At 66.9% G+C, this 26,241-nt stretch carries 37 protein-coding genes; 1 reads left to right on the plus strand and 36 read right to left on the minus strand.

Annotated elements, in window-relative coordinates:
* Positions 1–143 precede the first annotated feature (143 nt).
* The 3 genes from glmM to rplM all read right to left on the minus strand — a co-directional run bounded on the left by glmM (position 144) and on the right by rplM (position 2,762).
* Positions 144–1,502: a phosphoglucosamine mutase gene (glmM, locus tag ACFYX0_RS01190; RefSeq protein ID WP_355909398.1), complete on the minus strand. Its 1,359-nt coding sequence runs from the start codon at positions 1,500–1,502 to the stop codon at positions 144–146.
* A 261-nt stretch (positions 1,503–1,763) separates the two neighbouring features.
* Positions 1,764–2,276, minus strand: a complete 513-nt coding sequence (rpsI, locus tag ACFYX0_RS01195; RefSeq protein ID WP_311696760.1) for a 30S ribosomal protein S9 — start codon at positions 2,274–2,276, stop codon at positions 1,764–1,766.
* Positions 2,277–2,318: 42 nt separating this feature from the next.
* On the minus strand, positions 2,319–2,762 hold the full coding sequence (gene rplM, locus ACFYX0_RS01200) for a 50S ribosomal protein L13 (protein WP_311696761.1): 444 nt from the start codon (positions 2,760–2,762) through the stop codon (positions 2,319–2,321).
* 337 nt (positions 2,763–3,099) lie between these two features.
* Here rplM and ACFYX0_RS01205 point away from each other — a divergent pair, with 337 nt between their 5' ends.
* Positions 3,100–3,966, plus strand: coding sequence for a hypothetical protein (locus ACFYX0_RS01205; protein WP_388965015.1), 867 nt, complete (start codon positions 3,100–3,102; stop codon positions 3,964–3,966).
* 30 nt (positions 3,967–3,996) lie between these two features.
* On the opposite strand, the gene truA is transcribed toward ACFYX0_RS01205, so the two are convergent.
* From truA to fusA, 33 genes are all read right to left on the minus strand, one after another.
* Positions 3,997–4,851 (minus strand): tRNA pseudouridine(38-40) synthase TruA, encoded by an 855-nt coding sequence (truA, locus tag ACFYX0_RS01210; protein WP_388965018.1) that lies wholly within the window; start codon positions 4,849–4,851, stop codon positions 3,997–3,999.
* Positions 4,852–4,924: 73 nt separating this feature from the next.
* A complete protein-coding gene (gene rplQ, locus ACFYX0_RS01215; RefSeq protein WP_388965021.1) occupies positions 4,925–5,410 on the minus strand; it encodes a 50S ribosomal protein L17 in 486 nt (161 codons plus the stop codon).
* Between the two features lie 182 nt (positions 5,411–5,592).
* Complete coding sequence (locus ACFYX0_RS01220; protein WP_003966937.1) at positions 5,593–6,615, minus strand: DNA-directed RNA polymerase subunit alpha; 1,023 nt, start codon at positions 6,613–6,615, stop codon at positions 5,593–5,595.
* A 164-nt stretch (positions 6,616–6,779) separates the two neighbouring features.
* Positions 6,780–7,184: a 30S ribosomal protein S11 gene (rpsK, locus tag ACFYX0_RS01225; protein ID WP_003956432.1), complete on the minus strand. Its 405-nt coding sequence runs from the start codon at positions 7,182–7,184 to the stop codon at positions 6,780–6,782.
* Between the two features lie 65 nt (positions 7,185–7,249).
* The gene (gene rpsM / locus ACFYX0_RS01230) at positions 7,250–7,630 is read right to left on the minus strand and encodes a 30S ribosomal protein S13 (protein ID WP_311696765.1); all 381 of its coding nucleotides are present in this window, start codon (positions 7,628–7,630) and stop codon (positions 7,250–7,252) included.
* Positions 7,631–7,817: 187 nt separating this feature from the next.
* Positions 7,818–7,931, minus strand: a complete 114-nt coding sequence (gene rpmJ, locus ACFYX0_RS01235) for a 50S ribosomal protein L36 (RefSeq protein ID WP_003974245.1) — start codon at positions 7,929–7,931, stop codon at positions 7,818–7,820.
* An 83-nt stretch (positions 7,932–8,014) separates the two neighbouring features.
* A complete protein-coding gene (gene infA / locus ACFYX0_RS01240; protein WP_003948620.1) occupies positions 8,015–8,236 on the minus strand; it encodes a translation initiation factor IF-1 in 222 nt (73 codons plus the stop codon).
* 141 nt (positions 8,237–8,377) lie between these two features.
* Positions 8,378–9,214 (minus strand): type I methionyl aminopeptidase, encoded by an 837-nt coding sequence (map, locus tag ACFYX0_RS01245; RefSeq protein ID WP_311696766.1) that lies wholly within the window; start codon positions 9,212–9,214, stop codon positions 8,378–8,380.
* Between the two features lie 197 nt (positions 9,215–9,411).
* On the minus strand, positions 9,412–10,074 hold the full coding sequence (locus tag ACFYX0_RS01250) for an adenylate kinase (protein WP_388965023.1): 663 nt from the start codon (positions 10,072–10,074) through the stop codon (positions 9,412–9,414).
* On the minus strand, positions 10,074–11,387 hold the full coding sequence (gene secY, locus ACFYX0_RS01255) for a preprotein translocase subunit SecY (RefSeq protein WP_355908316.1): 1,314 nt from the start codon (positions 11,385–11,387) through the stop codon (positions 10,074–10,076). The genes ACFYX0_RS01250 and secY overlap by 1 nt, the downstream gene beginning before the upstream one ends.
* 248 nt (positions 11,388–11,635) lie before the next feature.
* Positions 11,636–12,091: a 50S ribosomal protein L15 gene (gene rplO / locus ACFYX0_RS01260; RefSeq protein ID WP_023547373.1), complete on the minus strand. Its 456-nt coding sequence runs from the start codon at positions 12,089–12,091 to the stop codon at positions 11,636–11,638.
* A gap of 2 nt (positions 12,092–12,093) precedes the next feature.
* Entirely contained in the window at positions 12,094–12,276 is a 183-nt protein-coding gene (gene rpmD, locus ACFYX0_RS01265; RefSeq protein WP_039656212.1) for a 50S ribosomal protein L30, read from the minus strand.
* A 2-nt stretch (positions 12,277–12,278) separates the two neighbouring features.
* Positions 12,279–12,884 (minus strand): 30S ribosomal protein S5, encoded by a 606-nt coding sequence (rpsE, locus tag ACFYX0_RS01270; RefSeq protein WP_189782213.1) that lies wholly within the window; start codon positions 12,882–12,884, stop codon positions 12,279–12,281.
* Between the two features lie 37 nt (positions 12,885–12,921).
* Entirely contained in the window at positions 12,922–13,305 is a 384-nt protein-coding gene (gene rplR, locus ACFYX0_RS01275; RefSeq protein WP_311696770.1) for a 50S ribosomal protein L18, read from the minus strand.
* 3 nt (positions 13,306–13,308) lie between these two features.
* Complete coding sequence (rplF, locus tag ACFYX0_RS01280) at positions 13,309–13,848, minus strand: 50S ribosomal protein L6 (protein ID WP_355908322.1); 540 nt, start codon at positions 13,846–13,848, stop codon at positions 13,309–13,311.
* A 24-nt stretch (positions 13,849–13,872) separates the two neighbouring features.
* The gene (rpsH, locus tag ACFYX0_RS01285; protein WP_030046382.1) at positions 13,873–14,271 is read right to left on the minus strand and encodes a 30S ribosomal protein S8; all 399 of its coding nucleotides are present in this window, start codon (positions 14,269–14,271) and stop codon (positions 13,873–13,875) included.
* A 209-nt stretch (positions 14,272–14,480) separates the two neighbouring features.
* Positions 14,481–14,666, minus strand: a complete 186-nt coding sequence (locus ACFYX0_RS01290) for a type Z 30S ribosomal protein S14 (RefSeq protein ID WP_003948630.1) — start codon at positions 14,664–14,666, stop codon at positions 14,481–14,483.
* Between the two features lie 5 nt (positions 14,667–14,671).
* The gene (gene rplE / locus ACFYX0_RS01295) at positions 14,672–15,229 is read right to left on the minus strand and encodes a 50S ribosomal protein L5 (RefSeq protein ID WP_023547375.1); all 558 of its coding nucleotides are present in this window, start codon (positions 15,227–15,229) and stop codon (positions 14,672–14,674) included.
* On the minus strand, positions 15,229–15,552 hold the full coding sequence (gene rplX, locus ACFYX0_RS01300; RefSeq protein ID WP_265566060.1) for a 50S ribosomal protein L24: 324 nt from the start codon (positions 15,550–15,552) through the stop codon (positions 15,229–15,231). The genes rplE and rplX overlap by 1 nt, the downstream gene beginning before the upstream one ends.
* A gap of 2 nt (positions 15,553–15,554) precedes the next feature.
* Positions 15,555–15,923, minus strand: coding sequence for a 50S ribosomal protein L14 (gene rplN, locus ACFYX0_RS01305; protein WP_003998823.1), 369 nt, complete (start codon positions 15,921–15,923; stop codon positions 15,555–15,557).
* 100 nt (positions 15,924–16,023) lie between these two features.
* Complete coding sequence (gene rpsQ, locus ACFYX0_RS01310) at positions 16,024–16,308, minus strand: 30S ribosomal protein S17 (protein ID WP_263231444.1); 285 nt, start codon at positions 16,306–16,308, stop codon at positions 16,024–16,026.
* A complete protein-coding gene (gene rpmC, locus ACFYX0_RS01315; protein ID WP_018564811.1) occupies positions 16,308–16,532 on the minus strand; it encodes a 50S ribosomal protein L29 in 225 nt (74 codons plus the stop codon). Before rpmC ends, rpsQ begins: the two co-directional genes overlap by 1 nt.
* A complete protein-coding gene (rplP, locus tag ACFYX0_RS01320) occupies positions 16,532–16,951 on the minus strand; it encodes a 50S ribosomal protein L16 (protein ID WP_388965026.1) in 420 nt (139 codons plus the stop codon). Before rplP ends, rpmC begins: the two co-directional genes overlap by 1 nt.
* A gap of 5 nt (positions 16,952–16,956) precedes the next feature.
* Positions 16,957–17,778 carry a 30S ribosomal protein S3 gene (rpsC, locus tag ACFYX0_RS01325; RefSeq protein WP_003998826.1) on the minus strand — a complete coding sequence of 274 codons (822 nt, stop codon included), beginning with the start codon at positions 17,776–17,778 and terminating at the stop codon, positions 16,957–16,959.
* Entirely contained in the window at positions 17,778–18,125 is a 348-nt protein-coding gene (gene rplV / locus ACFYX0_RS01330; protein WP_355908329.1) for a 50S ribosomal protein L22, read from the minus strand. The genes rpsC and rplV overlap by 1 nt, the downstream gene beginning before the upstream one ends.
* Before the next feature lie 45 nt (positions 18,126–18,170).
* On the minus strand, positions 18,171–18,452 hold the full coding sequence (gene rpsS, locus ACFYX0_RS01335) for a 30S ribosomal protein S19 (protein ID WP_311696773.1): 282 nt from the start codon (positions 18,450–18,452) through the stop codon (positions 18,171–18,173).
* A gap of 12 nt (positions 18,453–18,464) precedes the next feature.
* Positions 18,465–19,301: a 50S ribosomal protein L2 gene (gene rplB / locus ACFYX0_RS01340; RefSeq protein WP_311696774.1), complete on the minus strand. Its 837-nt coding sequence runs from the start codon at positions 19,299–19,301 to the stop codon at positions 18,465–18,467.
* Positions 19,302–19,339: 38 nt separating this feature from the next.
* Positions 19,340–19,759 carry a 50S ribosomal protein L23 gene (gene rplW / locus ACFYX0_RS01345; protein ID WP_355908334.1) on the minus strand — a complete coding sequence of 140 codons (420 nt, stop codon included), beginning with the start codon at positions 19,757–19,759 and terminating at the stop codon, positions 19,340–19,342.
* Positions 19,759–20,415: a 50S ribosomal protein L4 gene (gene rplD, locus ACFYX0_RS01350; protein ID WP_355908337.1), complete on the minus strand. Its 657-nt coding sequence runs from the start codon at positions 20,413–20,415 to the stop codon at positions 19,759–19,761. The genes rplW and rplD overlap by 1 nt, the downstream gene beginning before the upstream one ends.
* A gap of 8 nt (positions 20,416–20,423) precedes the next feature.
* Positions 20,424–21,068, minus strand: a complete 645-nt coding sequence (gene rplC / locus ACFYX0_RS01355) for a 50S ribosomal protein L3 (RefSeq protein ID WP_311696777.1) — start codon at positions 21,066–21,068, stop codon at positions 20,424–20,426.
* A gap of 16 nt (positions 21,069–21,084) precedes the next feature.
* Positions 21,085–21,393 (minus strand): 30S ribosomal protein S10, encoded by a 309-nt coding sequence (gene rpsJ / locus ACFYX0_RS01360; protein ID WP_003948644.1) that lies wholly within the window; start codon positions 21,391–21,393, stop codon positions 21,085–21,087.
* Between the two features lie 1,355 nt (positions 21,394–22,748).
* Positions 22,749–23,942: an elongation factor Tu gene (tuf, locus tag ACFYX0_RS01365; RefSeq protein WP_311696778.1), complete on the minus strand. Its 1,194-nt coding sequence runs from the start codon at positions 23,940–23,942 to the stop codon at positions 22,749–22,751.
* 142 nt (positions 23,943–24,084) lie between these two features.
* Complete coding sequence (fusA, locus tag ACFYX0_RS01370; protein WP_355908345.1) at positions 24,085–26,211, minus strand: elongation factor G; 2,127 nt, start codon at positions 26,209–26,211, stop codon at positions 24,085–24,087.
* Positions 26,212–26,241 lie beyond the last annotated feature (30 nt).

The raw sequence follows: 26,241 nt of genomic DNA on the forward strand, positions 1-26,241 counted from the left end.
CGGGCCGTCGCCGTCAGAAGACGGTGCCGTCAGAATCAGAGGACGGCTGCACCGGCGGAAGAAGACCGCCGGCACACGAACGCCGCCCGGCCCGGAGGCGACTCCGGGCCGGGCGGCGTTCGTGTGTCAGTGGGCGGCCGGTCCTAGCCGAGCGCGGACTTCACGGCGTCCGCGAGACGGCCCGCGACCGACCGGGCCTGCTCGATGTCCGCGGCCTCGACCATGACCCGCACCAGCGGCTCCGTGCCCGACGGACGCAGCAGCACCCGTCCGGTGGCCCCCAGTTCCCGCTCGGCCTCGGTCACGGCGGTGGCCAGTTCGGCGGAGGTGGCGACGCGGGACTTGTCGACGTCGGGGACGTTCACGAGGACCTGCGGCAGCCGCTCCATCACGGACGCGAGGTCCTTGAGCGTACGGCCGGTCTCCGCGACCCGCGCGGCCAGCATCAAGCCGGTCAGCGTGCCGTCGCCGGTGGTGGCGTGGTCCAGGATGATGACGTGGCCGGACTGCTCGCCGCCCAGGGCGTAGCCCTTGCCCTTCATCTCCTCCAGCACGTACCGGTCGCCGACGGCGGTCTGCACGAGTTGGATGCCCTCGCGCTCCATGGCCAGCTTGAAGCCCAGATTCGACATGACCGTCGCGACAACGGTGTCGGAGCGCAGTGCGGAACGCTCCCGCATCGCCAGCGCGAGCACGGCCAGGATCTGGTCGCCGTCCACCTCCTCACCCGTGTGGTCCACGGCGAGACAGCGGTCGGCGTCCCCGTCGTGCGCGATGCCGAGGTCGGCGCCGTGCTCGACCACGGCCGCCTTCAGCTTCTCCAGGTGGGTGGAGCCGCAGCCGTCGTTGATGTTGAGCCCGTCCGGCTCCGTGCCGATCGTGACGATCTCGGCACCCGCCCGGCTGAACGCCTCGGGCGAGACCCGGGCGGCGGCGCCGTGCGCCTCGTCCAGGACGATCCTGAGCCCGTCGAGCCGGTTCGGAAGAACCCCGATCAGGTGAGCGACGTACCGGTCGAAGCCCTCGCCGTACGACTTCACCCGGCCGACGCCGGCGCCGGTGGGCCGGACCCAGGGAGCGCCGGTGCGGTGCTCCTCGTACACGGTCTCGATCTTGTCCTCCAGCTCGTCGGCCAGCTTGTGGCCGCCCCGGGCGAAGAACTTGACGCCGTTGTCGGGCATGGCGTTGTGGCTGGCGGAGAGCATGACACCGAGGTCCGCGCCCAGCGCACCGGTCAGATACGCGACGGCCGGGGTGGGCAGCACACCGACGCACAGCACGTCCACGCCCGCGCTGGCGAGGCCCGCCACCACGGCGGCCTCCAGGAACTCTCCGGACGCACGCGGATCGCGTCCGACGACCGCCGTCGGCCGGTGGCCCTCGAACGTACCCGCCTCGGCCAGTACGTGAGCCGCCGCGACGGACAGGCCGAGTGCCATCTCAGCCGTGAGATCCGCGTTGGCGACACCGCGCACGCCGTCCGTGCCGAAGAGTCGTCCCACTGTGGTGTCCTCCGAACTTGCTGCAAATGTGCGGCTCATGCCGAGTGTCCAGACCGGCACGGGATACGTACATCCCCCGGGCCTGTCTTGAGGCTTATCCCACGCGGCCGCCCCGGGCCTGCCGGGATTGCTCCATAAGCCCCATAAGCCGGTGATAAGCATCTTTCCGCGTAAACGAACCGCCCCGGCGGCACAGAGCGTGCAGCCGGGGCGATACGAGCGCGCAGCAGGCGGTACGAGCCTGCGCGACCAGCGGCGTGATTAGCGCTTGCTGTACTGCGGAGCCTTGCGGGCCTTCTTCAGACCGGCCTTCTTGCGCTCGACCGCACGGTCGTCGCGGCGCAGGAAGCCCGCCTTCTTCAGCGCGCCACGGTTGTTGTCGACGTCCGCCTCGTTCAGCGCACGGGCGACACCGAGACGGAGCGCACCGGCCTGACCGGAGACACCTCCACCCGCGATGCGGGCGATGATGTCGTAGCGGCCCTCGAGCTCGAGCACCTTGAAGGGCTCGTTGACTTCCTGCTGGTGCACCTTGTTCGGGAAGTAGTCCTCGAGGGTGCGACCGTTGATCTTCCACTTGCCGGTGCCCGGAACGATCCGGACACGGGCGATGGCGTTCTTGCGGCGGCCCAGGCCGGCGGCCGGCTGGGGCTCACCGAAGCGCGAGGCCATGGACTCGGAGGTGTACTCACCCTCGAGCGGGACCTCGGTCTCGGTGGTGTAGCTGTCGATGTCAAGCTCTTCGAGCGGCTGCTCGGCAGTGGTCTCGGCCACGATTCTCCTCAGATTCTCTTCAGCTTTAGGGGGTGGCCGGAATTACTGCGCGACCTGGGTGATCTCGAACGGCACCGGCTGCTGGGCAGCGTGCGGGTGCTGGTCACCCTTGTAGACCTTCAGCTTCGAGAGCATCTGACGGCCGAGGGAGTTCTTGGGGAGCATGCCCTTGACGGCCTTCTCGACGGCCTTCTCCGGGTTGTTCGCCAGCAGGTCGTCGTAACGGACGGAGCGCAGACCACCCGGGTAGCCGGAGTGGCGGTACGCCATCTTCTGGGTCCGCTTGTTGCCGGACAGGTGCACCTTGTCCGCGTTGATGATGACGACGAAGTCACCAGTGTCCACGTGGGGCGCGTAGATCGGCTTGTGCTTGCCGCGCAGAATGCTGGCGGCAGTGGTGGCGAGACGGCCCAGGACAATGTCCTGAGCGTCGATGACGTACCACTGGCGCGTCACATCGCCGGGCTTGGGGCTGTACGTACGCACGGTTCGTAGCCTTCGCTTCTTCAGTGAGGATCCTGACAAGGTCACCGAAGACGATCACGACAGCCCAGACCGCACTGCGGTGACGCAAACCGCGTGCTGGTCGCTGGTCATCGGCCCGGTGGACCGGTGTAAGGGCCCCTCACGTGAGAATGAGCAAGCCAATACACATAACGAACAGCCAGGATAACGGGGCCACCGACATGGGTCAAAACGGAGGCGCCGTCACTCGGCCGCACCAACCGGGTGACCGGAGCTTTGTCTCGCTTGGGATGTGATGTCGCCGTGGTGCTCACAGAAGGGGAACAACGCGGTCCACGGCGCGTCTAAGATGCGCCGCATGAGTTATGGGCAGGGGGAGCCTCAGTGGGATCCCTGGACACCGAGTTCCCAGCAGGACAGCCGTGGCGGCACCCCCGACTGGGCCGCGCTCGCCGAGCAGTCCGAGGCGCGCAACAAGCGCCGTCGGCTACTGCTGATCCTCGGCGGGGCCATGGCCACGATCGGCATCGGCGCCGCCGTCACGGTCGCGGTCGTGAACGCGAACGGCACCGCGAAGGCCTCCAACCAGCCGGCCAGCGCGCTGCCCAGCAACGCGGCCATCCCCGGTGAGAGCGCCGATCCGGTCCCGACCTTCGCCCCGACGTCGGCCCCTCCCCCGCTGAACCCGATGGACTTCATCTCCAGCGCCAAGAAGGACACGGCCCCGATCAGCGCGAACACGCTGTTCCCCGGGACCCAGCTGACCGTGGGCGCGAACATCTACAAGCGGGGCCCCTCGGCCACCACGGCCAACTGCGCGTCGGGCGTCCAGGGCACCCTGCCCGCGGTGCTCACCAAGAACGACTGCACCAAGCTCTTCCGCGCCACCTACACCAAGGACGGCGTCGCGGTGACGGTCGGTGTGGCCCTGTTCGACACCGCGTCCCAGGCGACGAAGGCGAAGCAGGAGACGGACGGCAAGAGCATCATCACCTCGCTGTTCGGCAAGGGCGTGCCCCCGTTCTGCCGGACGAAGATCTGCCGCTCCACCACCAACTCCTACGGCCGCTACGCCTACTTCACGCTCGCCGGGTTCACCAGCGGCAAGGACGTGACGGCCAAGGACGCCAAGGTCTTCACGGCCGGCGACGACCTGGCGGAGTTCACCTTCCGCCAGATACGCCGCCGCGGCGAGGCCCAGGCCTCCGCCGCCTCCAACCAGTAGCACCGCGGCGCCACGGACGCTGCCGGGGGCTCAGCAGCAGCCCGCCCCCGGCAGCGTCCGCTTGTTCCGCGCCTCCTTGTTCCGCGCGGCGAGCAGCTCGTCGGCCGGGTAGCCGACCTCCTCCAGGGTGAGCCCGTTCGGCCGTACGACATGGACCGCCGAGTCCCGCACCCCGGCGGCCAGCACCTTCCCGGGCCAGTCCGGCGGGCGGTGCCCGTCCCCCACGAACAGCAGCGCCCCGATCAGCGAGCGCACCATGTTGTGACAGAACGCGTCTGCCCGGACCGTGGCGGTGACGATCCCGTCCTGGCCGCGCACCAGGCTCAGCTCCTGGAGGGTGCGGATGGTGGTCGCGCCCTCGCGCTTCTTGCAGTAGGCGGCGAAGTCGTGCTCCCCGAGCAGCGGCCGGGCCGCCTCGTTCATGGCGTCGACGTCGAGCGGCCAGTCGTGCCACAGCACATGGCCCCGCAGAAGGGGATCGACACCGCCCGGGTTGTCGGTGACCCGGTACGCGTAGCGCCGCCAGACAGCCGAGAAACGGGCGTTGAAGCCATTGGGAGCCTCCCGCAGGGCCCACACCCGTACGTCTTTGGGCAGGCGCCCCGCGAGCCGCTTCAGCAGCTTCCCACGGTGCTCGCCCCAGACCTCCAGGGGCAGATCGACATGGGCCACCTGTCCCCGGGCGTGCACGCCGGCGTCGGTCCGCCCGGCCACGGTCAGCTCGTAGGTCTCCCGGGACCGCGTGACCGTCCGCAGCGCGTCCTCGATCTCTCCCTGTACCGTCCGCTTGCCACCGGCCTGCTTGGCCCAGCCGTGGAAGTCGGTGCCGTCGTAGGAGAGATCGAGACGGACGCGGACGTGCCCGGGCTGTACTTCGTCACTCACTGCTCGATCCTCTCAGGTACGCGAAAGCGGGCCCGCCCCGAAGGGCGGACCCGCTTCAGTGCGAGGGCGGACGTCAGGCTTCCTTCGACTCCTCGGCCGGAGCCGCGTCCTCGACCTGGGTCTCCTCGGCCTTGGCGTCGGCCTCCTTGACGGCACGCTTGGTCGCCGCCTCGGCCTCGCCGACCGCCTTCTGCTGCACCGTCAGCGCCTCGACCAGCTCGATCACGGCCATGGGCGCGTTGTCGCCACGGCGGTTACCGATCTTGGTGATACGGGTGTAGCCACCGGGACGGTTCTCGTAGCGCGGGCCGATCTCGGTGAAGAGCGTGTGGACGATGCCCTTGTCCGTGATCACCTGGAGCACCTGACGGCGGTTGTGAAGGTCGCCCTTCTTCGCCTTGGTGACCAGACGCTCGGCGTACGGACGCAGCTTGCGCGCCTTCGCCTCGGTGGTGGTGATACGGCCGTGCTCGAAGAGCGCCTTCGCGAGGTTCGCGAGGAGGATCTTCTCGTGCGCGGCGCTGCCGCCCATACGGGCGCCCTTGGTGGGCCTCGGCATGGTGTTTCTCCTAGGTGTCTGCCCCGGCCGTGTCAGGTACCAGGGTCAGTATCCGAGCGAGCGGTTGCCCGTCGGAGATCCGGAGACAGCCCCGAGAGGGTGCCTCCGGAAGGGGCGCGGGGAACTGCGCGGCCGGCCACGACCGGCCCCGCAGACACAGTACGGCCTCCCCGCGGAGCGCCTCAGTACTGCTCGGTCTCGACGAACCCGGCGTCCGCGTCGTCGTCCGCGCCGAAGGCGTCGGCGGCGGCGGTGGGGTCGAATCCGGGCGGGCTGTCCTTCAGGGCCAGGCCCATGCCGGCCAGCTTCGCCTTGACCTCGTCGATGGACTTCGCACCGAAGTTGCGGATGTCCAGGAGGTCGGCCTCGGAGCGGGCGACGAGCTCACCCACGGAGTGGATGCCCTCACGCTTGAGGCAGTTGTAGGAGCGGACCGTGAGCTCCAGCTCCTCGATCGGCAGCGCCAGGTCGGCGGCCAGGGCGGCGTCCGTCGGGGACGGGCCCATGTCGATGCCCTCGGCATCGATGTTCAGCTCGCGGGCGAGGCCGAACAGCTCGACCAGGGTCTTGCCGGCCGACGCCATGGCGTCACGCGGACGCATGGCCTGCTTGGTCTCGACGTCGACGATCAGCTTGTCGAAGTCGGTGCGCTGCTCGACACGGGTCGCCTCGACCTTGTAGGTGACCTTGAGAACCGGCGAGTAGATCGAGTCGACCGGGATACGGCCGATCTCCTGGCCCACCTGCTTGTTCTGCACGGCGGAGACGTAACCGCGACCGCGCTCGACGGTCAGCTCCATCTCCAGCTTGCCCTTGCCGTTGAGCGTGGCGAGGACGAGGTCGGGGTTGTGCACCTCGACACCGGCCGGGGGCGCGATGTCGGCGGCGGTGACGAGACCCGGGCCCTGCTTGCGCAGGTACATCACGACCGGCTCGTCGTGCTCCGAGGAGACGACCAGCTGCTTGATGTTGAGGATCAGGTCGGTGACGTCCTCCTTGACGCCCGGCACGGTGGTGAACTCGTGCAGAACGCCGTCGATGCGGATGGACGTGACCGCCGCACCCGGGATCGAGGAGAGGAGCGTACGACGCAGGGAGTTGCCGAGGGTGTAGCCGAAGCCCGGCTCCAGCGGCTCGATCACGAACCGGGAGCGGAACTCGTCGACGACCTCTTCGGTCAACGAGGGACGCTGAGCGATCAGCATGTGTGGATCAGATCCTTCATTCGTGGACGCCCGCTATTTGACGTCCGACGGAGACCGCACCCGCGAAAGGTGCGGGTACTGCAAGGGTACGGGCGGCACGGCCCGAAGAGGCCGTACCGCCCGGAAACCACTGCCCGACGGTTGCCGGACGAAGCAGCCGTGCGTCAGACGCGGCGGCGCTTCGGCGGACGGCAGCCGTTGTGCGGGGTCGGGGTGACGTCCTGGATGGAGCCGACCTCGAGGCCCGTGGCCTGCAGGGAACGGATCGCGGTCTCACGACCGGAGCCCGGGCCCTTGACGAACACGTCGACCTTGCGCATGCCGTGCTCCTGGGCGCGGCGGGCAGCCGACTCGGCGGCCATCTGCGCGGCGAACGGCGTGGACTTCCGGGAGCCCTTGAAGCCGACGTGGCCGGCGGAGGCCCAGGAGATCACGTTGCCGGACGGGTCCGTGATCGAGACGATCGTGTTGTTGAACGTGCTCTTGATGTGCGCGTGGCCGTGAGCGACGTTCTTCTTTTCCTTGCGGCGCACCTTCTTGGCAGCGCCCTGACGTCCCTTGGGGGGCATCTACTAACTCCTACGGGAGGTGGTCGGTCCTACAGCGAAGACCGTGGACAGGTGTCCGCTGCGGACTACTTCTTGCCCGGCTTCTTCTTGCCGGCGATGGCGCGACGCGGGCCCTTGCGGGTACGGGCGTTGGTGCTGGTGCGCTGACCGCGGACGGGCAGACCGCGGCGGTGCCGCAGACCCTGGTAGCAGCCGATCTCCACCTTGCGGCGGATGTCGGCCTGGATCTCACGACGGAGGTCACCCTCGGTCCTGATGTTGTTGTCGACGTACTCGCGGATCGCGACGAGCTGCTCTTCGGTCAGGTCGCGAACGCGGGTGTTCGGGTCGACGCCGGTCGCAGCCAGCGTCTCCTTCGAGAGGGTCCGGCCGATGCCGAACACGTAGGTGAGGGCGACCTCCACGCGCTTTTCGCGCGGGATGTCAACACCGGAAACGCGTGCCATTCAATGGCTCCAGTTAAATACTCGGAGGTCTTCCACAGAACCGACTCCCAGCCGCCGTACGAGGTACGAACTGGGTCCCCGGCCTCCGAACCGGGGGTGTCGAGCCATACGGCTCGGGCCCTGCGTATGAACTATTCAGCTTGCGTCGCGCGAATCTCTGCGAAGGTGCAGAGGGTGCGGTCCTGCGTCAGCCCTGGCGCTGCTTGTGGCGCGGGTTGTCGCAGATGACCATGACCCGGCCGTGACGGCGGATCACCCTGCACTTGTCGCAGATCTTCTTGACGCTCGGCTTGACCTTCATGGGATTGAGGTTCTCCGGGTCAGTGCCACCACCCCGCTGAAGCGGGATGCACACCCCACGAACACGGGGGGTGCGGGCAAGATCTACTTGTAGCGGTAGACGATCCGGCCACGCGTCAGGTCGTACGGAGAAAGCTCCACCACGACCCGGTCGTCAGGGAGGATGCGGATGTAGTGCATACGCATCTTGCCGCTGATGTGTGCCAGGACCTGGTGGCCGTTCTGGAGCTCGACCTTGAACATGGCGTTCGGCAGAGACTCGACGACAGTGCCCTCGATCTCGATGGCACCTTGCTTCTTGGCCACGCTTCGCCCTTCGAATCGACTACCTTGATCGACCCCGTACGAGCGCATGCGGACATGCGGATGCACGAGAGCCGACGAGTCAGTCTACGTCAGCGCACCAGGAAACACGAATCGGGGGAGTCTGCCCCACACCGAAGATCATTATGCGAGAGGGTCGGGAGCGACGGTGACGCCGTACTCCGCGAGCTTCGCCTTGCCGCCGTCGGGAGCCGTGAGCACCAGCGGGCCCTGCTCGGTCAGGGCGACGGAGTGCTCCCAGTGCGAGGACCAGGTGCCGTCGGTGGTGATGACGGTCCAGTCGTCCTTGAGGACCTCGGTCCGCGGCGTGCCCAGCGAGACCATCGGCTCGATCGCCAGACAGAAGCCGGGCACCAGCTTCGGGCCCTTGCCGCGCCGCCGGTCGACGTAGTTCAGCAGGTGCGGGTCCATGTGCATCTCGGTGCCGATGCCGTGGCCGCCGTAGTCCTCGATGATCCCGTAGCGCCCGCCGCCCGGCTTGGGCTGCCGGCGAATGTACGTCTCGATCGCCCGGGAGACGTCCACGAGCCGGTGTCCCTGCTTCACGGCCGCGATCCCGGCCCACATGGACTCCTCGGTCACCCGGGACAGCTCGATCAGCTCCGGGGCGTGACCGGATCCCACGAAGGCGGTGAACGCCGCGTCCCCGTGCCAGCCGTCCACGATGGCGCCGGCGTCGATGGAGATGATGTCGCCGTCCTTCAGGACCACCTCGTCGGAGGGGATGCCATGGACGACCACCTCGTTCACGGAGGTGCAGATGGTCGCGGGGAAGCCGCCGTAGCCCAGGAAGTTCGACTTCGCCCCGTGCTCGGCGAGGACCTTGCGCGCCACCTCGTCCAGGTCCTTCGTCGTGGCGCCCGGCACCGCCGCCTCACGGGTGGCCGCGTGCACGGCGGCGACGACCAGCCCCGCCTCACGCATCTTGGCGATCTGCTCGGGGGTCTTGATCTGCACCATGAGGGCTGCGGCCTTTCTGACCGGGGCTACGAATACCTTCAACGATACGGGGACGCGTCATCCGGCCGGGTTCGCGTGCGGGGAGGGCATCCCGGCGGAGGCCCGGGAGCAGGGCTTCCGGAGATCCGGCGCCACCGGCACCGCCCACAGCTCGGCCGCGGCCCCCGGCAGGGGAACCGCGGCCGTGGCGGCGACGACTACTTGTCGCCGTCCTTCTGCTTGAGCGCCTCCATCGCGCGCCGGGTGACCTCTTCCACCTTGCCGAGCGCCGAGATGGTGACCACCAGGCCCTGGGCCTTGTAGTAGTCGATGATCGGCTCGGTCTGCGTGTGGTAGACCTCCAGCCGCTTGCGGACGGTCTCCTCGGAGTCGTCGTCGCGCTGGTACAGCTCGCCGCCGCAGATGTCGCAGACGCCCTCCTGCTTCGCGGGCTTGTACGACACGTGGAACACGTGCGACGAGTCGTTGCGGCACACGCGGCGGCCCGCGATGCGCTTGACGACCTCGTCCTCGGGGACCTCCAGGTCGAGCACCGCGTCGAGCTTCATGCCCTCGGCCTTGAGCATCTCGTCCAGCGCCTCGGCCTGCGAGACGTTGCGCGGGAAGCCGTCGAGCAGGAAGCCGCCTCGCGCATCCGACTGCTCCATGCGGTCCTTGGCCATCGCGATGGTGACCTCGTCCGGGACCAGGTTGCCCGCGTCCATGTAGGACTTCGCGAGCTTCCCGAGCTCCGTCTGGCGGCTGATGTTGGCGCGGAACAGGTCGCCCGTGGAGATGTGCGGGATCGACAGGTTCTTGGCGAGGAACGCAGCCTGCGTTCCCTTGCCGGCACCGGGCGGCCCGACGAGGACGATTCGCATCAGCGGAGGAACCCTTCGTAATTGCGCTGCTGGAGCTGGCTCTCGATCTGCTTCACCGTCTCGAGACCGACACCCACGATGATCAGGATGCTGGTCCCGCCGAACGGGAAGTTCTGGCTCGCCCCGAAGCCAACCAACGCCATTGTCGGTACGAGAGCGATCAGACCCAGGTACAGCGAACCCGGCCAGGTGATCCGGTTGAGCACATACGACAGGTACTCAGCGGTGGGCCGACCGGCCCGGATGCCCGGGATGAAGCCACCATACTTCTTCATGTTGTCCGCGACTTCCTCGGGGTTGAATGAGATCGCCACGTAGAAGAACGCGAAGAAAACGATCAGGAGGAAGTACACGGTGATGTAGATCGGGTGGTCACCCTTGGTGAGGTTGTTCTGGACCCAGGTCTTCCAGCTGGAGTTGCCGCCCGCGAACTGGGCCACCAGGCTCGGGATGTAGAGCAGCGACGAGGCGAAGATCACAGGGATCACACCCGCCTGGTTGACCTTCAGCGGGATGTACGTGGACGTGCCTCCGTACGACCGGCGTCCGATCATGCGCTTCGCGTACTGCACGGGGATCCGTCGCTGGGCCTGCTCGACGAACACGACCAGACCGACCATGACGAGACCCACGAGGATCACGGTGGAGAACTCGATCCAGCCACCGGCCAGCTTGCCCTGGATCTTGATCGTCCACAGGGCGCTCGGGAAGGTCGCGGCGATCGAGATGAACATCAGGATCGACATGCCGTTGCCGATGCCGCGGTCGGTGATGAGCTCACCGAGCCACATGACGACACAGGTGCCCGCGGTCATCGTGACGACCATGGTGATGGTGGTGAAGATCGACTGGTCCGGGACGATCTGGGTCGCCACCGGGCAGCCGTTGAACAGCGCGCCGCTGCGGGCGGTCGCCACCAGGCCGGTGCCCTGGAGGATGGCGAGCGCCAACGTCAGGTAGCGGGTGTACTGCGTGATCTTCGCCGTACCGGCCTGGCCCTCCTTCTTGAGGGCTTCGAGGCGCGGGATGACAACGGTCAGCAGCTGGAGAATGATGCTCGCCGTGATGTACGGCATGATGCCCAGCGCGAAGACCGTGATCTGCAGCAGCGCTCCGCCGCTGAACATGTTGATCAGGCTGAACAGCCCGCGGTTCGAGCTGGCCACCTGCATGCAGGTCTGGACGCTCTTGTAGTCGACGCCGGGGATCGGGATGTGCGTACCGATTCGGTACACCACGATGATCGCGAGCGTGAAGAGCAGCTTCTTGCGCAGGTCGGGCGTCCTGAACGCCCGGGCGAACGCGGTGAGCACGGTGCCTCCTGCGACCCCCGCGCAACTGCGTCAAGGGTGACGGTCTTGAGATTCCGACTGAACGAACAACGACATAGGTAACGGACGACTGCCGCCTCGAGTGCCCGAACCGCGGCACCCTGTGAAAGTTGGCAGTGCAGGCCACCTTACCGGCGAGACTGCCCCCCTTGGAACGACCAACCGGGGATACCCCTTATGTGGGATATCCCCGGTTGCGACCGTTCAGGTCATCGAGATGTCCGAAAGACTCAGACGAGCTCGGTGACGGTACCGCCGGCAGCGGTGATCTTCTCCTTGGCGGAGCCGGAGACGGCGTCGACCGTCACCTGCAGCGCCACGGAGATCTCGCCCTGGCCGAGGACCTTGACGAGGCTGTTCTTGCGAACGGCACCCTTGGCCACCAGACCCTCGACCGTGACCTCGCCACCCTCGGGGTAGAGCGCGGCCAGCTTGTCGAGGTTCACGACCTGGAACTCGGTCTTGAACGGGTTCTTGAAGCCCTTCAGCTTCGGGAGGCGCATGTGCAGCGGCATCTGGCCACCCTCGAAGCGCTCCGGAACCTGGTAGCGGGCCTTGGTGCCCTTGGTACCACGACCGGCCGTCTTACCCTTCGACGCCTCACCACGACCGACACGGGTCTTGGCGGTCTTGGCGCCGGGGGCGGGACGGAGGTTGTGGATCTTGAGCGGGTTCTGCTCCGCCATGATCAGTCGACCTCCTCGACCGACACGAGGTGGCGGACGGTGTGCACCATGCCGCGGAACTCGGGGCGGTCCTCCTTGACGACCACGGTGTTGATCCCCTTGAGACCAAGCGACCGCAGCGTGTCACGGTGGTTCTGCTTGCTGCCGATGTAGGACTTGACCTGCGTGATCTTGAGCTGCGCCATCGTCACGCACCCGCCCCGGCACGCGCACGCAGCAGGGCCGCGGGAGCGATGTCCTCAAGCGGCAGACCACGGCGAGCCGCGATCTCCTCGGGACGCTGCAGGCCCTTCAGGGCCTCCACGGTCGCGTGCACGATGTTGATCGCGTTGTCGGAGCCGAGCGACTTCGACAGCACGTCGTGGATACCGGCGCACTCGAGCACGGCACGCACCGGGCCACCGGCGATAACACCGGTACCGGGCGACGCGGGCTTCAGGAGCACAACGCCGGCAGCCTTCTCACCCTGGATCGGGTGCGGGATGGTGCCCTGGATCCGGGGGACCTTGAAGAAGTGCTTCTTGGCCTCCTCAACGCCCTTGGCGATGGCGGCCGGCACCTCCTTGGCCTTGCCGTATCCGACACCCACGGTGCCGTCACCGTCGCCCACCACGACCAGCGCGGTGAAGCTGAAGCGACGACCACCCTTCACAACCTTGGCGACGCGGTTGATCGCGACGACGCGCTCAACGTACGCGGTCTTCTCGGCGGCAGCAGCGCCGCCGTCACGGCCCTTCCGGTCCCGCCGCTCGCCGCCACCGGCACCGCCACCGCGGCGCTGGGGTCCAGCCATTGGATCTACCTCTCTCTTTTCCGCTAGCTACGGCGGCTCAGAACCTGAGCCCGGCTTCGCGGGCGGCGTCCGCCAGGGCGGCGATGCGCCCGGCGTACTGGTTGCCACCACGGTCGAACACGACGGCCTCGACACCGGCGGCCTTGGCACGCTCGGCGACCAGGGCGCCGACCTGCTTGGCCTGCGCGGACTTGTCGGCCTCGCCACCACGGATCGAGCTGTCCAGGGTGGACGCCGAAGCCAGGGTGTGCCCCTTCAGGTCGTCGATCACCTGCGCCACGATGTGGCGGTTGGAGCGGGTCACGACCAGACGGGGGCGCTCCGCCGTACCCGAGACCCGCTTGCGGATCCGAATGTGACGGCGCTTGATCGCGGCGCGCTTGTAGGCGTCGCCCTTGAGGATCTTCTGCCCGTATGCCATGGCTTACTTACCCGCCTTTCCGACCTTGCGGCGGATGACTTCGCCCTCGTACTTGACGCCCTTGGCCTTGTACGGGTCGGGCTTGCGCAGCTTGCGGATGTTGGCCGCAACCTCGCCGACCTTCTGCTTGTCGATGCCCTCGACCTGGAAACGAGTCGGGGTCTCCACCTTGAAGGTGATGCCCTCGGGGGCCTCGATCAGGATCGGGTGGCTGTAGCCGAGAGCGAACTCGAGGTTCGAACCCTTGGCGGTCACGCGGTAACCGACACCACTGATCTCGAGCTTCTTCACGTAACCCTGGGTCACGCCGGTGATCATGTTCGCCACCAGCGTGCGGGACAGGCCGTGGAGGGCCTTGTTCTGACGCTCGTCGTTGGGGCGGGTCACCTGGAGGGTGCCGTCCTCGTTCTTGACGATCTCGATCGGCGCGACGAGGTTGTGGGTCAGCTCGCCCTTGGGGCCCTTGACCGAAACCGCGTTGCCGTCGATGGTGACGTCCACGCCGGCGGGAACCGCGATGGGGAGCTTGCCGATGCGCGACATAGCTGTTTCCTCCGTTCCCTTCCGTTACCAGACGTAGGCGAGGACTTCCCCACCCACGCCCTTCTTGCCGGCCTGCTTGTCGGTGAGGAGCCCGTGCGACGTGGAGATGATCGCCACGCCGAGGCCGCCGAGCACCTTCGGCAGGTTGGTGGACTTCGCGTAGACCCGGAGACCGGGCTTGGAGATCCGCTTGATGCCCGCGATGGAGCGCTCACGGTTCGGGCCGAACTTCAGCTCGAGGACGAGGTTCTTGCCGACCTCGGCGTCCTCGACACGCCAGCCCGTGATGAAGCCCTCCTGCTGGAGGATCTCCGCGATGTGAGACTTGATCTTCGATGCCGGCATCGTCACGGAGTCGTGGTACGCCGAGTTCGCGTTCCGCAGACGCGTCAGCATGTCTGCGATCGGATCAGTCATGGTCATGAATTGGCCTTCGGCCTCTCTCGCCGGGGTTTCCTGGTGCGCCATCCCTCTCCCCGATCCGAGACGGGACGGGTGCGGCGCGGTGGACCTACGGCGTAGTAAGTCGTACGGGCGACAGACGCCCAACCACACAAGCCTAAGGCATGTGAGATGGGACGCCTGCCGACCCAGATGCTTACCGAGAGCCCGGCATCAACCCAACTGGGCTGTTACCAGGAGCTCTTGGTCACGCCCGGCAGCTCGCCACGGTGAGCCATCTCACGAAGGCACACGCGGCACAGGCCGAACTTGCGGTACACGGAGTGCGGACGGCCGCAGCGCTGGCAGCGGGTGTAGCCACGCACACCGAACTTGGGCTTGCGAGCAGCCTTGGCAATCAGAGCCTTCTTCGCCATCTCGCTCACGCCTCCTTGAACGGGAAGCCGAGGTGACGAAGGAGCGCACGGCCCTCAGCGTCGTTGGTCGCCGTGGTGACCACGGTGATGTCCATGCCCCGGGTACGGTCGATCTTGTCCTGGTCGATCTCGTGGAACATGACCTGCTCCGTGAGACCGAAGGTGTAGTTGCCACGGCCGTCGAACTGCTTGGGGGACAGGCCGCGGAAGTCGCGAATGCGCGGCAGCGCGAGCGACAGGGTGCGGTCCAGGAACTCCCACATGCGGTCGCCACGGAGCGTGACGTGGGCACCGATCGGCTGGCCCTCACGCAGCTTGAACTGCGCGATGGACTTGCGGGCCTTGGTGACGGCCGGCTTCTGACCGGTGATCGTGGTGAGGTCGCGGATGGCGCCCTCGATCAGCTTGGAGTCGCGGGCGGCGTCGCCCACACCCATGTTGACCACGATCTTGACGAGGCCGGGGATCTGCATGACGTTCTCGTACTTGAACTCGTCACGCAGCTTGCCCGCGATCTCCTCGCGGTACTTCTGCTTCAGACGCGGAGTGGTGGTGGTAGCCATCAGATGTCCTCACCCGTCCGCTTGGCAACGCGGATCTTGTTGCCGTTCTCGTCGAAGCGGTAGCCGACACGCGTGACGACCTTGTTGCCGTCCTTCTCCACGACCAGCTGAACGTTGGACACGTGGATCGGGGCCTCGGTGGTCACGATGCCGCCGGCCTGGGAACCCCCAGCCGTCGGACCGGCCTTGGTGTGCTTCTTGACCCGGTTGACACCCTCGACCAGGACACGCTCCTCGCGCGGGTAAGCGGCAATGACCTTGCCCTGCTTGCCCTTGTCCTTGCCGGTGATGACCTGGACCAGGTCACCCTTCTTGATCTTCATGCTTACAGCACCTCCGGCGCGAGCGAGATGATCTTCATGAACTTCTTCTCGCGCAGCTCACGGCCGACGGGGCCGAAGATACGGGTGCCGCGAGGGTCGCCGTCGTTCTTCAGAATGACGGCGGCGTTCTCGTCGAAGCGGATGTACGAGCCGTCCGGACGGCGGCGCTCCTTGACGGTGCGAACGATGACCGCCTTGACGACGTCACCCTTCTTCACGTTGCCACCGGGGATCGCGTCCTTGACGGTGGCGACGATGACGTCACCGATGCCCGCGTAGCGGCGACCGGAGCCACCGAGCACACGGATGCAAAGGATCTCCTTCGCACCAGTGTTGTCGGCGACACGCAGTCGCGACTCCTGCTGGATCACGTCTATCTCCTGATTGTCTGCCGGTTCCCCGGGGGCCACTCAGCCGAGCGGCCCCCGGAGCCTGGCGGAACTGTCCTGCGAGGGATGCCTCGCAGGAGAATTACTTGGCCTTCTCGAGGATCTCGACGACGCGCCAGCGCTTGCTCGCGGACAGCGGCCGGGTCTCCATCAGGAGGACGCGGTCGCCGACACCCGCGGCGTTCTGCTCGTCGTGCGCCTTGAGCTTGTTCGTACGGCGGATGACCTTGCCGTACAGCGCGTGCTTGACACGGTCCTCGACGGCGACGACGACGGTCTTGTCCATCTTGTCGCTGACGACGAGACCCTCACGGGTCTTGCGGAAGCCGCGCGCCTCAGTGTTCTCAGTCACGTTGTTCTCGCTCATCAGGCGTTCTCCACCGTTTCGATGCCCAGCTCACGCTCGCGCATCAGGGTGTAGATCCGCGCGATGTCCTTGCGGACCGCCTTCAGACGGCCGTGGTTCTCGAGCTGGCCCGTCGCCGCCTGGAAGCGGAGGTTGAACAGCTCTTCCTTGGCCTCGCGGAGCTTGCCCAGAAGCTCCTCGTTGCCCAGCTCGCGCAGCTCGGACGCCTTGGTACCGGCCGACATCACGCTTCACCTGCCTCGCGCTTGACGATCCGGCACTTCATCGGCAGCTTGTGGGCCGCACGGGTCAGCGCCTCACGGGCGATCTTCTCGTTGGGGTACGACAGCTCGAACATCACGCGTCCGGGCTTGACGTTGGCGATCCACCACTCAGGAGAACCCTTACCGGAACCCATGCGGGTCTCAGCGGGCTTCTTGGTGAGCGGACGGTCCGGGTAGATGTTGATCCAGACCTTGCCACCACGCTTGATGTGACGCGTCATGGCGATACGAGCGGCCTCGATCTGACGGTTCGTCACGTACGCCGGGGTGAGCGCCTGGATGCCGTACTCGCCGAACGCAATCGTCGTGCCACCCTTGGCAGCGCCGTCGCGCTTCGGGTGGTGCTGCTTGCGGTGCTTGACCCTACGGGGGATCAGCATGTCGGTCAGGCCTCCGTTCCGGTGCTCTCAGCCGGAGCGGACGCGGGAGCCTCGGCCTTGGGGGCCTCGGCGCCGGCAGCCTGCTGCGGCTTGCGACCGCGCCGCTCGCCACCGCGGCCACCACGGGCCGGGCGGTCGGCACCGCCACGGGCCGGGCGGTTACCCGCACGGGCCGCAGCGTTCTCGGCGCGGACCTCGGCGATGTTCTTGACGTCGCCCTTGTAGATCCAGACCTTCACACCGATGCGGCCGAAGGTCGTCTTGGCCTCGAAGAAGCCGTAGTCCACGTTCGCACGGAGCGTGTGCAGGGGCACACGGCCCTCGCGGTAGAACTCCGAGCGGGACATCTCGGCGCCGCCGAGGCGGCCACCGCACTGGATCTTGATGCCCTTGGCGCCCGCCTTCATCGCCGACTGCATGCTCTTACGCATGGCGCGACGGAAGGAGACGCGGGAGGAGAGCTGCTCGGCAACGGCCTGAGCAACCAGCTGAGCGTCCGTCTCGGGGTTCTTGACCTCGAGGATGTTCAGCTGGACCTGCTTGCCCGTGAGCTTCTCGAGGTCGCCGCGGATGCGGTCGGCCTCGGCGCCACGGCGGCCGATGACGATGCCCGGACGAGCGGTGTGGATGTCCACCCGCACGCGGTCACGGGTGCGCTCGATCTCAACCTTCGAGATGCCGGCGCGCTCCATGCCGGACGTCATCATCCGACGGATGGCGACGTCTTCCTTGACGTAGTCCTTGTACAGCTTGTCGGCGTACCAACGCGACTTGAAGTCGGTCGTGACACCGAGCCGGAACCCATGCGGGTTTACCTTCTGGCCCATTACCGGGTTCCTTCCTTGCTGCTGACGACCACGGTGATGTGGCTGGTCCGCTTGCGGATCCGGTAGGCACGGCCCTGGGCACGCGGACGGAACCGCTTCAGGGTCGGGCCCTCGTCGACGTAGGCCTCGGAAATGAAGAGGCCGTCGACATCGGTGTGGTCGTAGTTGTGCGCGGCGTTGGCAATGGCGCTGTCCAGCACCTTGCCGACCGGTACCGAGGCTGCCTGCGGAGCGAATCGCAGAACAGCCTGGGCCTCCGTGGCGTCCATGCCACGGATGAGGTCCACCACACGGCGGGCCTTCATGGGCGTGACGCGGATGTACCGCGCCTGGGCCCTGGCTTCCATGGTTGTCCCTTCAGAGTTACTTACGTGTCTGAATGCGATCCGCGGTTAGCGGCGCTTCGACTTCCTGTCGTCCTTGACGTGACCCCGGAAGGTGCGCGTCGGCGAGAACTCGCCGAGCTTGTGGCCGACCATCGACTCGGTGACGAACACCGGGATGTGGGTCTTGCCGTTGTGCACCGCCAGCGTGTGACCCAGCATGGCCGGGACGATCATCGAGCGGCGGGACCAGGTCTTGATGACGTTCTTGGTGCCGGCTTCGTTCTGGACGTCCACCTTCTTCATGAGGTGGTCGTCGACGAAGGGCCCCTTCTTCAGGCTACGAGGCATCTCAACCCGTCCTTAGCGCTTCTTGTTCGTCTTGCGGCGGCGGACGATGTACTTGTTGCTCGCCTTCTTGGCGGAACGAGTACGGCCTTCCTTCTGACCCCACGGGGACACCGGGTGGCGACCACCGGAGGTACGGCCCTCACCACCACCGTGCGGGTGGTCGACAGGGTTCATGACCACACCACGCACGGTCGGGCGAACGCCCAGCCACCGCTTGCGACCGGCCTTGCCCCAGTTGATGTTCGACTGCTCGGCGTTGCCGACCTCACCGATGGTGGCGCGGCAGCGCGCGTCCACCATGCGGATCTCGCCGGACGGCATACGGAGCGTCGCCATGGCACCCTCACGCGCCAGCAGCTGCACGGAGGCACCTGCGGAGCGGGCGAGCTTGGCGCCGCCGCCCGGACGGAGCTCGATCGCGTGGATCGTGGTACCGACCGGGATGTTGCGGAGCGCCAGGTTGTTGCCGGGCTTGATGTCGGCCGCGGGGCCGTTCTCGACCCGGTCGCCCTGCGACAGGTTGCGCGGGGCGAGGATGTAGCGCTTCTCGCCGTCGGCGTAGTGCAGCAGCGCGATACGCGCGGTGCGGTTGGGGTCGTACTCGATGTGCGCGACCTTCGCCGGCACGCCGTCCTTGTCGTGACGACGGAAGTCGATCACGCGGTAGGCGCGCTTGTGTCCGCCACCCTGGTGGCGAACGGTCACACGACCGGCGTTGTTACGGCCGCCCTTGCTGTGCAGGGGGCGGACCAGCGACTTCTCCGGCGTGGACCGCGTGACCTCGACGAAGTCGGCGACGCTGGCGCCACGACGGCCCGGCGTAGTCGGCTTGTACTTGCGGATTCCCATTTCTCAGTCCTCGTCCGATATCGGACGATCCGACCCGCTTACGCGGTCGGACCGCCGAAGATGTCGATACGGTCGCCCTCGGCGAGGGTCACGATCGCGCGCTTGGTGGCGGCACGCTGGCCGAAGCCCGTCCGGGTCCGCTTGCGCTTGCCCTGGCGGTTGATCGTGTTGACCCCGGTGACCTTGACCGAGAAGACCGCCTGCACGGCCTGCTTGATCTGGGTCTTGTTGGCACTCGGGTCGACGATGAACGTGTACTTGTTCTCGTCCAGGAGCGCGTAGCTCTTCTCCGACACGACCGGCTTCAGCAGGACGTCACGGGGGTCCGTGTACGACTTGCTCGCCGGGGTGACGACGGTGTTCTTGCCCTCGGTGGCGTGGCGCTTCGCCTTGGCGACGCGCGCGACCTTGGCGGCCTTGGCGGCCTTCGAGGCAATGGCGGGGTGACGGATAGCCATCAGGCCTCGCTCCCTTCGGTGTCAGTGGCCTTCGGGCCGGACACGAAGGACTCGAAAGCGGCCTGGGTGAAGACCACGTCGTCGGAGACGATCACGTCGTACGTGTTCAGCTGGCCCGGCTCCAGGATGTGGACCTGGGGCAGGTTGCGGGCGGACAGCCACGCGGCCTCGTCGGCACGCTCGACGACCAGGAGCAGGTTCTTGCGCTCCGAGATCTTGCCGAACAGCGTCCTGGCGGCCTTGGTGGAGGGGGTCTCGCCCTCGATCACGCCGGTGACGACGTGGATGCGGTTGTGGCGGGCCCGGTCGGTGAGGGCGTGACGCAGAGCGGCAGCCTTCATCTTCTTCGGGGTCCGCTGCGAGTAGTCACGCGGCACGGGACCGTGCACGACGCCACCACCGGCGAACTGCGGCGCGCGGGTCGAACCCTGACGGGCGCGGCCGGTGCCCTTCTGGCGGTACGGCTTCTTGCCGCCACCACGGACCTCGGCGCGGGTCTTGGCCTTGTGCGTGCCCTGGCGGGCAGCCGCGTTCTGCGCGACGACGACCTGGTGGATCAGCGGAATGCTGACCTTCTCCACGCCGAAGATCTCCGCGGGGAGTTCGACGCTACCGGTCTTCTCGCCGGCAGGCGAAAGGATGTCAACAGTGCTCATCGGTTACCTCAGGCCCCCTTGGCCGCGGTGCGGACCAGGACGAGGCCGCCGTTCGGACCGGGAACCGCGCCCTTGATGAGCAGCAGACCCTTCTCCGCGTCAACGGCGTGGACGGTCAGGTTCTGGGTGGTGACACGCTCGTTGCCCATGCGGCCCGCCATGCGGACGCCCTTGAACACACGGCCCGGGGTGGCGCAGCCACCGATGGAACCGGGGGAGCGGTGCTTGCGCTGAACGCCGTGTCCGGCGCCGAGGCCCTTGAAGTTGTGACGCTTCATGACACCGGCGAAGCCCTTGCCCTTGCTCTTACCGGTGACGTCGACCTTCACACCGGCCTCGAACACCTCAGCGGTGATCTCCTGGCCGAGGGTGTACTCGGAGGCATCCGACGTGCGGAGCTCGACGAGGTGACGACGCGGGGTGACGTCCGCCTTGGCGAAGTGGCCCTTGAGGGGCTTGTTCACCTTGCGCGGGTCGATCTCGCCGAAGGCGATCTGGACCGACTCGTAGCCGTCGACGTCGTTCGTACGAACCTGGGTCACGACATTCGGCCCGGCCTTGACGACGGTCACGGGAACAACGCGGTTGTTCTCGTCCCAGACCTGCGTCATGCCGAGCTTCTCGCCCAGGATGCCCTTGATCTGCTTAGCCATTCTCAGATCACCGGCCTCAGAGCTTGATCTCGATGTCGACACCGGCCGGGAGGTCGAGTCGCATCAGAGAGTCAACGGTCTTGGGGGTCGGGTCGAGGATGTCGATCAGGCGCTTGTGCGTGCGCATCTCGAAGTGCTCGCGCGAGTCCTTGTACTTGTGCGGCGACTTGATGACGCAGTACACGTTCTTCTCAGTGGGCAGCGGCACCGGGCCCGCGACCGACGCACCAGTGCGGGTCACCGTCTCGACGATCTTCTTCGCCGAGGAGTCGATGACCTCGTGGTCGTAGGCCTTGAGCCGGATGCGGATCTTCTGTCCCGCCATGGCTACTTCGTAGTCCTGTCTCTTCTTACGCTCTGGAACCCGGTGTTCCAGCCCTCTTCTCCGACCCACGCGGTCGGGCGTGTCGCTCCCCCGCTGACATGAATGTCCCTTGTTCGAACATCCCTGACGGGGATTGCGCACGGCCCTGCCGGAACCGTGGGACCGAGGGCGGAAAGCCCACCGGGTGCCTGGCCGGTGCCGCGCCGACACTTCCCGGAAGATTCCCGTACGTCCGCCCCAGCGCTGCCGTGAGGCAGTTAGGGCGACGAGTACTGTGGGACTCGCTTCCGGTCCTCCCGGCGGGAGGCGCGCAGCATCAACACTCGACCGAGCAACCCCGCTAGTCTGCCATACCAGGCGGGGGCCTGGCCAATCGAGCCGTAGACATTACCCCGAGCGTGACAAGGGTCAAACCCTGACCCCGGCGCGTCACGCTCCGCCGACCGGAAGCGCACCGCCCGAAGCCTCTCCCCTGCCCCCTGGCAGCCGCCCGGAACCGCCCGCCGGGCCTGACCGGAGCCCGGCGACAGAGGCCCGAGTCCGCCGCCGGAGGGCGCGTGCGGGCAGCGCCAGATGCAGTAGCCGCACAGCGGCGTGGCGCCGGTGTCGTGGTCCTGGGGGCCGCGCGGGGTGGAATCCGGGGGCGCCGCCCCACGCGGCTGAACGAACTCCGTACGTCTGCCACGGTCCACGAACTGGTCGTAACGGCGTCCGGACACCGCCGTCTGAAGTACCGCAGGGCGGCGGGTGGCACGACGGGCCTCATCCTGGCGAGCCAGTCGCCCTGCAGGTCCCCGAACTTCTCGTCCAGCTTGCCCAGACGGTCTCGCAGACCGCGCACCTCTTTGTCGCGCAGCGCCCTCAGCTCATAGGACCGGTTACGGGCCTGCTCCGGCTCCGGCGGCTCGCGCAGGAGATCCATCTTGAGACAGAGGACCTGGAGCGCAAGGCCGAAGTCGCGGACTGCGGGGGTGTAGTACCGGAGTTGGCTTGCGAACGCCATCGGGCCCTCCGCCCCGAGCGACAGCTGCTCGGTGAAGGCGTCGTAGATCTCGGAGGCCGGCCAGTCGACCGCGCGCCGTCGGTGCCGCCGCAGGAGATCCAGGGTCCGCTCGCCGTCGGCCACCGCCGCTTCGGCGACCCCCCTGACGTGGCCGCAGTGCTCGCTGAGGACCACGAGAGGCGCGCTGCGTTCCCGGCGCCGCTGACGCTCCTCGCGCCGCCCTCATGGGTCAGGCAAGCCCAGCGAACCCCACCATGCGCGTGCGGACCCGGCCGGGCACGCGAAGAGGCCCGTACGACCGGAGTCGTACGGGCCTCTTCAGGTCAGCGGGTGACCCTCAAGCAAGGGGTACTTACTTGACGATCTTGGTGACCTGGCCGGCGCCCACCGTGCGGCCACCCTCACGGATGGCGAACTTCAGGCCCTCTTCCATGGCGACGGGCTGGATGAGGTCCACCTTCATCTCGGTGTTGTCACCCGGCATGACCATCTCGGTGCCCTCGGGGAGGGTCACGACGCCGGTCACGTCCGTCGTACGGAAGTAGAACTGCGGACGGTAGTTGTTGAAGAACGGCGTGTGGCGGCCACCCTCGTCCTTGGACAGGATGTAGGCCTGCGCCTCGAACTCGGTGTGCGGGGTGACCGAGCCCGGCTTGATGATGACCTGGCCGCGCTCGACGTCCTCGCGCTTGATGCCACGGAGGAGCAGACCGACGTTCTCACCGGCCTGGCCCTCGTCGAGCAGCTTGCGGAACATCTCGATACCGGTGACCGTGGTGGTGGTCTTCTCGGTCTTGATGCCGATGATGTCGACGGTCTCGTTGACCTTGAGGATGCCACGCTCGATACGACCGGTGACGACGGTGCCACGACCGGTGATCGTGAAGACGTCCTCGATCGGCATCAGGAACGGCTTGTCGACGTCGCGCTCGGGCTGCGGGATCGACTCGTCGACGGCGGCCATCAGGTTGAGGACGGAGTCCACCCACTCCTTCTCGCCCTCGAGGGCCTTCAGAGCGGAGACCTTGACGACCGGAACGTCGTCGCCCGGGAACTCGTACTCGGTGAGGAGCTCACGGACCTCGAGCTCGACGAGCTCCAGGATCTCCTCGTCGTCCACCATGTCGGCCTTGTTCAGGGCGACGACGATGTACGGAACGCCGACCTGGCGGGCCAGGAGCACGTGCTCCTTGGTCTGCGGCATCGGGCCGTCGGTCGCGGCGACCACCAGGATCGCGCCGTCCATCTGGGCGGCACCGGTGATCATGTTCTTGATGTAGTCCGCGTGACCCGGGCAGTCGACGTGGGCGTAGTGACGCGACTCGGTCTGGTACTCGACGTGCGCGATGGAGATGGTGATACCGCGCTGGCGCTCCTCGGGCGCCTTGTCGATGTTGTCGAACGGGGTGGCCTCGTTCAGGTCCGGGTACGCGTCGTGCAGCACCTTGGTAATGGCGGCCGTGAGGGTCGTCTTACCGTGGTCGATGTGACCGATGGTGCCGATGTTGACGTGCGGCTTAGTCCGCTCGAACTTCGCCTTCGCCACTGGGGTCCTCCTGTGGAGTGGTTCTGTACGCCTTACTCATCGGCGCCAGGTGATCTTTGCTGGGGTGCCGCCCGCCGGGGTTCCTCTGGAGGAAGAACCCCCGGCGGTCGGTGTCAAGCCTAAAGCGTGTAAACGGGGTGCGTTACTCGCCCTTGGCCTTCGCGATGATCTCCTCGGCGACGTTCCGCGGAACCTCGGCGTAGGAGTCGAACTGCATCGAGTAGCTCGCGCGACCCGACGTCTTGCTGCGGAGGTCGCCGACGTAGCCGAACATCTCCGACAGCGGAACCAGGCCCTTCACGACACGGGCGCCGGCACGCTCCTCCATGGCCTGGATCTGACCACGGCGGGAGTTGATGTCACCGATGACCTCACCCATGTAGTCCTCGGGCGTGGTGACCTCGACGGCCATCATCGGCTCGAGCAGCACGGGGCTGGCCTTGCGGGCGGCCTCCTTGAAGGCCTGCGAACCAGCGATCTTGAACGCCAGCTCGGAGGAGTCGACCTCGTGGTAGCCACCGTCGAGCAGGATCACACGCACGCCGGTCATCTCGTAACCGGCGAGGATGCCGAACTGCATGGCCTCCTGCGCACCGGCGTCGACCGAAGGGATGTACTCCTTCGGGATACGGCCACCGGTCACCTTGTTCACGAACTCGTACGAGGTGTCGCCGGCCTCGAGCGGCTCGATGCCGATCTGGACCTTGGCGAACTGGCCGGTACCACCGGTCTGCTTCTTGTGCGTGTAGTCGATGCGCTCGACGGCCTTGCGGATCGTCTCGCGGTACGCGACCTGGGGCTTGCCGACGTTGGCCTCGACCTTGAACTCACGGCGCATACGGTCGACCAGCACCTCGAGGTGCAGCTCGCCCATGCCACCGATGATGGTCTGGCCGGTCTCCTGGTCCGAGTGGACCTGGAACGACGGGTCCTCCTCGGCCAGGCGCTGGATCGCGATGCCCAGCTTCTCCTGGTCGCCCTTCGACTTGGGCTCGATGGCGACCTGGATCACCGGCGCCGGGAAGTCCATGGACTCCAGGATCACCGGCGCCTTGTCGTCGCACAGCGTCTCGCCCGTCGTGGTCTGCTTCAGACCCATGACGGCGACGATGTCGCCGGCGCCCACCGACTCGATCTCCTCACGCTTGTTGGCGTGCATACGGTAGATCTTGCCGATGCGCTCCTTCTTGCCCTTGACGGAGTTCAGCACCGCAGAGCCGGACTCCAGGCGGCCCGAGTACACCCGGACGAAGGTGAGCTTGCCGAGATGCGGGTCGCTCATGATCTTGAACGCCAGCGCGGAGAGGGGCTCCTCGTCCGACGGCTTGCGCTTGACGACCTCCTCCGCGTTGTTGACGGCGTGGCCCTCGATGGCCTCGACGTCGAGCGGGGAAGGCAGGTAGCGCACGACCGCGTCGAGCAGGGGCTGAACACCCTTGTTCTTGAACGCGGTGCCGCAGAACACCGGGGTGACGGTGGTGCCGGTGCCCTTGCCGGACGCGATGGTGATACGACGGATCGCCGCGTAGAGCTGCTCCACGGAGGGCTCAGAACCCTCCAGGTACAGCTCCATCAGCTCCTCGTCGTTCTCCGCGACGGCCTCGAGCAGCTTGCCGCGCCACTCCTCGGCGGCCTCGGTGTGCGTGGCCGGGATGTCGACGGTGTCGTACATCTCGCCCTTGGTCGCCTCGGCGGACCAGACGAGGGCCTTCATCGTCACGAGGTCGATGACGCCCTTGAAGTCCGCCTCCGCGCCGATCGGCAGCTGCATGACCAGCGGCTGCGCACCCAGGCGGTCGGAGATCATGTCGACGCAGCGGTGGAACTCGGCACCGGTGCGGTCGAGCTTGTTGACGAAGCAGATACGCGGAACGCCGTAGCGGTCCGCCTGACGCCACACCGTCTCGGACTGGGGCTCAACGCCGGCGACGCCGTCGAACACCGTCACGGCACCGTCGAGCACACGCAGGGAACGCTCCACCTCGACCGTGAAGTCGACGTGGCCCGGGGTGTCGATGATGTTGATGGTGTGGTCGACGTCTTCCAGCGGCCAGTGGCAGGTGGTGGCAGCAGAGGTGATCGTGATGCCACGCTCCTGCTCCTGCTCCATCCAGTCCATGGTGGCAGCGCCGTCGTGGACCTCACCGATCTTGTAAGACACACCGGTGTAGAACAGGATCCGCTCGGTGGTGGTCGTCTTGCCCGCGTCGATGTGGGCCATGATCCCGATGTTGCGGACCTTGGCCAGGTCAAGTGAAGTGGTAGCCATAAGGCTTCAGTCTTCTCTCGGTCTCGATGT

Source organism: Streptomyces sp. NPDC002573 (assembly GCF_042889625.1).
Lineage (GTDB): Bacteria > Actinomycetota > Actinomycetes > Streptomycetales > Streptomycetaceae > Streptomyces > Streptomyces gibsoniae.

Coding starts and splice junctions, on each gene's coding strand:
- ACFYX0_RS01205 (WP_388965015.1), top strand. CDS start 3,100: ATGAGTTATGGGCAGGGGGAGCCTCAGTGGGATCCCTGGACACCGAGT.
- rplQ (WP_388965021.1), bottom strand. CDS start 5,410: ATGCCGAGGCCCACCAAGGGCGCCCGTATGGGCGGCAGCGCCGCGCAC.
- ACFYX0_RS01220 (WP_003966937.1), bottom strand. CDS start 6,615: ATGCTGATCGCTCAGCGTCCCTCGTTGACCGAAGAGGTCGTCGACGAG.
- rpsK (WP_003956432.1), bottom strand. CDS start 7,184: ATGCCCCCCAAGGGACGTCAGGGCGCTGCCAAGAAGGTGCGCCGCAAG.
- rpsM (WP_311696765.1), bottom strand. CDS start 7,630: ATGGCACGCGTTTCCGGTGTTGACATCCCGCGCGAAAAGCGCGTGGAG.
- rpmJ (WP_003974245.1), bottom strand. CDS start 7,931: ATGAAGGTCAAGCCGAGCGTCAAGAAGATCTGCGACAAGTGCAGGGTG.
- map (WP_311696766.1), bottom strand. CDS start 9,214: ATGGTGCAGATCAAGACCCCCGAGCAGATCGCCAAGATGCGTGAGGCG.
- ACFYX0_RS01250 (WP_388965023.1), bottom strand. CDS start 10,074: ATGCGAATCGTCCTCGTCGGGCCGCCCGGTGCCGGCAAGGGAACGCAG.
- rplO (WP_023547373.1), bottom strand. CDS start 12,091: ATGGCGGAGCAGAACCCGCTCAAGATCCACAACCTCCGTCCCGCCCCC.
- rpmD (WP_039656212.1), bottom strand. CDS start 12,276: ATGGCGCAGCTCAAGATCACGCAGGTCAAGTCCTACATCGGCAGCAAG.
- rpsE (WP_189782213.1), bottom strand. CDS start 12,884: ATGGCTGGACCCCAGCGCCGCGGTGGCGGTGCCGGTGGCGGCGAGCGG.
- rplR (WP_311696770.1), bottom strand. CDS start 13,305: ATGGCATACGGGCAGAAGATCCTCAAGGGCGACGCCTACAAGCGCGCC.
- rplF (WP_355908322.1), bottom strand. CDS start 13,848: ATGTCGCGCATCGGCAAGCTCCCCATCGCGGTTCCCGCCGGCGTGGAC.
- rpsH (WP_030046382.1), bottom strand. CDS start 14,271: ATGACCATGACTGATCCGATCGCAGACATGCTGACGCGTCTGCGGAAC.
- ACFYX0_RS01290 (WP_003948630.1), bottom strand. CDS start 14,666: ATGGCGAAGAAGGCTCTGATTGCCAAGGCTGCTCGCAAGCCCAAGTTC.
- rplE (WP_023547375.1), bottom strand. CDS start 15,229: ATGGCTACCACCACCACTCCGCGTCTGAAGCAGAAGTACCGCGAGGAG.
- rplX (WP_265566060.1), bottom strand. CDS start 15,552: ATGAAGATCAAGAAGGGTGACCTGGTCCAGGTCATCACCGGCAAGGAC.
- rpsQ (WP_263231444.1), bottom strand. CDS start 16,308: ATGAGCGAGAACAACGTGACTGAGAACACTGAGGCGCGCGGCTTCCGC.
- rpmC (WP_018564811.1), bottom strand. CDS start 16,532: ATGTCGGCCGGTACCAAGGCGTCCGAGCTGCGCGAGCTGGGCAACGAG.
- rplP (WP_388965026.1), bottom strand. CDS start 16,951: ATGCTGATCCCCCGTAGGGTCAAGCACCGCAAGCAGCACCACCCGAAG.
- rpsC (WP_003998826.1), bottom strand. CDS start 17,778: ATGGGCCAGAAGGTAAACCCGCATGGGTTCCGGCTCGGTGTCACGACC.
- rplV (WP_355908329.1), bottom strand. CDS start 18,125: ATGGAAGCCAGGGCCCAGGCGCGGTACATCCGCGTCACGCCCATGAAG.
- rpsS (WP_311696773.1), bottom strand. CDS start 18,452: ATGCCTCGTAGCCTGAAGAAGGGGCCCTTCGTCGACGACCACCTCATG.
- rplB (WP_311696774.1), bottom strand. CDS start 19,301: ATGGGAATCCGCAAGTACAAGCCGACTACGCCGGGCCGTCGTGGCGCC.
- rplW (WP_355908334.1), bottom strand. CDS start 19,759: ATGGCTATCCGTCACCCCGCCATTGCCTCGAAGGCCGCCAAGGCCGCC.
- rplD (WP_355908337.1), bottom strand. CDS start 20,415: ATGAGCACTGTTGACATCCTTTCGCCTGCCGGCGAGAAGACCGGTAGC.
- rplC (WP_311696777.1), bottom strand. CDS start 21,068: ATGGCTAAGCAGATCAAGGGCATCCTGGGCGAGAAGCTCGGCATGACG.
- rpsJ (WP_003948644.1), bottom strand. CDS start 21,393: ATGGCGGGACAGAAGATCCGCATCCGGCTCAAGGCCTACGACCACGAG.
- fusA (WP_355908345.1), bottom strand. CDS start 26,211: ATGGCTACCACTTCACTTGACCTGGCCAAGGTCCGCAACATCGGGATC.